General features: G+C 60.8%; 5 protein-coding genes. All 5 read right to left on the minus strand.

What is annotated here, in order from left to right; translation table 11 throughout:
* On the minus strand, nt 1-166 hold a 166-nt coding region (locus EN914_RS40015; protein ID WP_348630924.1), incomplete at its 3' end, for a pilus assembly protein TadG-related protein.
* Nucleotides 167-442: 276 nt separating this feature from the next.
* Nucleotides 443-1,360: an NADP-dependent oxidoreductase gene (locus tag EN914_RS25845; RefSeq protein ID WP_024505836.1), complete on the minus strand. Its 918-nt coding sequence runs from the start codon at nt 1,358-1,360 to the stop codon at nt 443-445.
* 156 nt (nt 1,361-1,516) lie between these two features.
* Entirely contained in the window at nt 1,517-2,224 is a 708-nt protein-coding gene (locus tag EN914_RS25850) for a nitroreductase family protein (protein ID WP_024505837.1), read from the minus strand.
* A 124-nt stretch (nt 2,225-2,348) separates the two neighbouring features.
* Entirely contained in the window at nt 2,349-3,305 is a 957-nt protein-coding gene (locus EN914_RS25855; RefSeq protein WP_024505838.1) for an AraC family transcriptional regulator, read from the minus strand.
* 485 nt (nt 3,306-3,790) lie between these two features.
* Complete coding sequence (locus EN914_RS25860; RefSeq protein ID WP_024505839.1) at nt 3,791-4,246, minus strand: MucR family transcriptional regulator; 456 nt, start codon at nt 4,244-4,246, stop codon at nt 3,791-3,793.
* Nucleotides 4,247-4,361 lie beyond the last annotated feature (115 nt).

The raw sequence follows: 4,361 nt of genomic DNA on the forward strand, positions 1-4,361 counted from the left end.
GCTGCTCGTTGGACCGGGTCTGGACCGCCCTGGTATAGTCGACCGAGAACCCGATGGCGGTGATGATGGGCGCCAGCATGAAAACAAACAACGGGGCCATCGAACCGTCATGGGAACGCGCGAACCGCCCAACAATTCTCAGCATGTTTCTACTCCCGACGGACATTAGCCTACGCGCATATACCACGCGACGGCAAAGCAAGGTCTAAAGCTATCGATCAATGTTTAATCGTCTCTCGCCGCCAAGCCTGGGTCTTTGCCTCCAGGCTTCAGATTCAACAAACAACGCAGTATTGGATCAAAATCTCGCCAGCTACCGGGATTGCTGCAGGCAGAGGCTAGCGAACTCGAACTCCCAAGATGCAATCACATCTGACGCTGCGGCATTTGCCGCGGACCTTAGGCTTTCAAGGAGAGGAACTGCCCTCTCTCCCCCGAGTCCTCACGGCCGAACGCGGATGACCGTCTTTCCCGCACGCCGCTCGGTCGAATTGAAGGTGGCGACGGCATCTTCAAGGCTGGAGACCTTGCCGATATTCGTCCGCAGTCGTCCGTCCCGGATCCGCTGAACGATCTCCCAAAGCTGGCCGCGATCAGCCTCGACGACGAAGTCAATCGCCAGGCCATCTGCAGGTCGAATATCCGTCGGTCCAACGACTGTCACAAGCGTTCCTCCGGCCCGGATCAGGGCCGCGGACCGCTTCTGGATATCGCCGCCGATGACGTCGAACACCAGGTCGACGCCGCCAACCTCCTCCAGTTTGTCGTTGTCGAGATCGACGAACTCATTCGCGCCGAAGTCGAGCGCCTTCTGGCGGTCGGCGGCGCGTCCGCTGCCGATGACATAGGCCCCGGCCTCCCTTGCAAGCTGCGTCACCATCGAACCGACGGCACCGGCCGCGCCGTGCGCGAGCACGCTTTGCCCCGCCTGAAGGCGGCCATGCTGGAACAGCCCCTGCCACGCGGTCAGGCCGGAGATCGGCAGGCTCGCACCCACCGTGAAGTCAACGTCGCCGGGCAGCGGCGCGAGATTGCGTGCCTCCATGGCGACATACTCAGCGAGGGTCCCGTCGCGATGCCAGTCGGCGAGGCCGAATACGCGCTGACCGATTGACAGTCCCGTGGTGCCGTAGCCGAGCGCAGTGACCACACCTGCGAGCTCATGGCCGAGGATCGATGGCGTCCGGTCACGGAAGGCTCGATCGGCCCAGGTCGAAGGCCACTCCAGTTCGGTGTTGACGAATCCCGCCGCATGAACCTCCACAACAACATCGTTTATTGCCGCCCGCGGCTCGGGCCGCTGTACCAGCTTCATCCCGGCCTCTCCTGCAGCCTGGTCCGTCACTACGATCGCTTTCATGGGAATTGTCTCCTCAGACATTTGTGTTGGGGTAATTAGCGGGCGTGGCAGCTCTTTCGAGCTTTCACGCGTCGGCTTCGCGTCCTCCACGACGACCTTGAGGTCCCTGCCTGGGTTCCTCGGAGCTCTCGCGCGCCCGCGATTCCAGGATTTTCGTTATGCGAAGTCCAGGACATCAGCCACCGGCATGCGGGGCTTCTGCGGCCAGTTGCCAGCTCGCTCCGGCCCGACGGTGAGCAACATGACCGGCACTTCGTCTTCGGCCAGGCTGAACTCGCGGTGCACCGCCTCGGAGCCGAAACCGATCATCGGTGTCGAACCCAGGCCCAGCGACCGGGCCGCGTAGATGATCGCCGCGGCGCCAAAGGTCGCGGAGCGCACTGCTTCGTCGCGCTGGCGCTGCGGCTGATCGTCATAGAGACCGCGAGCGGGGATTTCCCATTCCGGCACCAGATGCACCGGCATGATGCCGGCTTCCACCACGGGCGCCAGGCGGTCGGGGACGGTGCTGGCATCGGCCAGCCTGCCGATGATGATGAAGGTCACGGCCGCGTCGGTGATCGCGGGCTGATTCCAGGCGATCGGACGCAGCCGTGCCTTGGCTTCCGGCGAGCGTACGGCGATGAAACGCCAGTTCTGCAGGTGGAAGGAGGTTGGCGCGGACGTGCCGATACGCACCAGGTCGCGGATCTGGTCGTCGCTCAGGGTGGCAGCAGGGTCGTAGTACTTGGCCGCACTGCGGCTCAGGATCGTTTCGATGACGGCGTTCGTCGCGAAAGCGTTTTCGCTCTTCCCGGACTCCCCGAAGATTTCGGCGGTTACGCGGGTTGCTGGTCCGGTGGTGGCGAGGCTGATGCAGTTCATTGGATGGCTCCCTTATCAAGTGATTACGGAGCCCAATTTACGAGGACGAGTGACAATTTCGAGACTGAATTGGCGCAGTATGATGCGCCAAAGGATCAAACTACGCATTCCGGATCCGCGCGTTTTACTCGCCCTTGTGCGCCAGTCGCCGCCACTCCCCCGGCGTCATCCCCATCCTTTCAGCGAAGACATGCCGGAATGCCGAAACGGATTGATACCCGACCGTCTCGGCCACGGCCTCGGTGCTGATCGCTGGCTTCTTCAACTCGTTGGCGGCCAGGCTCATGCGCAGATCAGTCAAAAAATCGAGGGCGGAGCGACCCAGCTTGTCCTGAAACTGGCGCATGAACGTAGCGCGCGACATGCCGCACAGATCGGCCAGATCAGGCAGTTTCCAAGGCCGTGCCGCATCGGCGAACATCGCAGAAATGGCTGGTGCCAGCCGCGGATGGCCAGCCAGGGCCAACAAGCCTTCGGGGGCTTTCCCGGATTGGCTCGCCGCGCGCAGTACCAGTGTGAACAGGGCCGAAGAAAGCGCGTTGAGAATGGCGCGCCCTCCCGCCCTGTCACCGGCGGACTCCATCCGCATCAGCCCGACAAGACCGGCAAGTTGGTTGGATGCGGACCCCATGCCCTCTTCTCCATGGCTGTCCACAGCGCGTGTCACCAGATTAGCGGGCAGGTAGTTGCGGATCAGTCGATCATGGGGCGGCGCGATAAAAAATCGCCCACACAGCAGATCCAGTTGCTCGCCCTGGCCATCATTCTCGCTCAGCATCCATCCGGCTGCCCCCCAGCGTTGCTGGGTAGGGATTGGTGTTTGCCCGCTACCGTCGTGCAGTACATGCGCCGCGCCGTGAGGCAGCAGCACAATATCTCCGCTCAGCAGCTCCCGCGCCGCTCTCGTCTTCGGATCCTCGAGAATGGCCCGGCCCTTGACTATGACGTGGTAGGGAATTTCGTTCGCGGCAGCCTTGTTCCAGGCAACGCGCCACGGTGCACCATAGGCGCAGCGGACCTCGAGCTGGCCGGTCACGGTGATGATTTGCAGGAGATGGCTCAGCCAGTCCACTTCAGACATTGGACCTCGAAACGGAGATAGTGAAACGTCTTATCGTAATTATGGATTGTTTGCACAAATCGAAAGTACCAAGAGAGACGGCAACACGCCCGCCGATCATGAATGCGTCTCCAGGTGAAGAACTTGTCTACATGCCGAGCGCGGAGGCACCACGCACTAGATTGCTGCGGCCGTAACGGAGCAACTGGTAAAAGGATGGAGCAGTTTCCTGTCTCTGAACAGGTGCGAGGCCGATCAGCCGCCGCAGCCTACCGCCATCCCCGCACCATATGAGATTGGACGCTGCGCCCTGGGGTCTCCCAATGAGTGTCCGGTGGTCTCACCATCCATCGGTTGCCAGGCATTCGTCAGAGCTGCTGATGGCTCACGGTCACTTTCAACAGAGGACGGTATGTTGTTATCCAGCCGATTTTTAGAGCCGAGCGATATTGTGATGCTTGCCTAGTGATCCAGTTTGCCCCGCCGCCTTTGATAGCCACTTGTTGTTAGGCCTTAGCTTTCCGATTCGCTGGTGTTTTCCTCAACGGCGTTTTTGCAGTTGGCTTGCGGCCGAGTCCGCTGGATTTCGCGAGGGCTGACCGCTGGGCCGCGTAGCTCGGTGCAACCATGGGATAGTCCTTGGCGAGCCCCCACCTGGCTCTGTACTCGTCGGGTGTAATTCCCAGCAACCCAAGGTGGCGCTTCATAGACTTGAACTTGCGTCCGTCCTCCAGGCTGATGATGTAATCGGGAAACACGGACTTTTTTGGATTGACTGCCGGAACAAACGCGGGCGGCGTCGCTTCCACCGGCCGACCCAATCCCGACAAGGCAGAATTGACGCTGGCGATCAATTCGGGAAGACCGGCCGCCGGAATGGCGTTCTTCTGGACATATGCCGCCACTATGTCGGCGGTGAGCTGCAACAACTGGACCTGCGGTGCTTCAGCGTCATTCTGCATATTTCGAGTTTCCCATTTGATCGGCTTTGTCTCTATTGAGGAACTTTACAACGTGCAACGGCCCAAAGATCATGGATGGGGCTCCACGCGAAGAAACCTGTCTATATTTTAAGGG

This window comes from Mesorhizobium sp. M7A.F.Ca.CA.001.08.2.1 (assembly GCF_003998455.1).
Taxonomy (GTDB): domain Bacteria; phylum Pseudomonadota; class Alphaproteobacteria; order Rhizobiales; family Rhizobiaceae; genus Mesorhizobium; species Mesorhizobium ciceri.

What these genes read in the sequence shown, in the direction of transcription:
- EN914_RS25855 (WP_024505838.1), bottom strand. Translation starts at nt 3,305, where the DNA reads ATGTCTGAAGTGGACTGGCTGAGCCATCTCCTGCAAATCATCACCGTG.
- EN914_RS25845 (WP_024505836.1), bottom strand. Translation starts at nt 1,360, where the DNA reads ATGAAAGCGATCGTAGTGACGGACCAGGCTGCAGGAGAGGCCGGGATG.
- EN914_RS25860 (WP_024505839.1), bottom strand. Translation starts at nt 4,246, where the DNA reads ATGCAGAATGACGCTGAAGCACCGCAGGTCCAGTTGTTGCAGCTCACC.
- EN914_RS25850 (WP_024505837.1), bottom strand. Translation starts at nt 2,224, where the DNA reads ATGAACTGCATCAGCCTCGCCACCACCGGACCAGCAACCCGCGTAACC.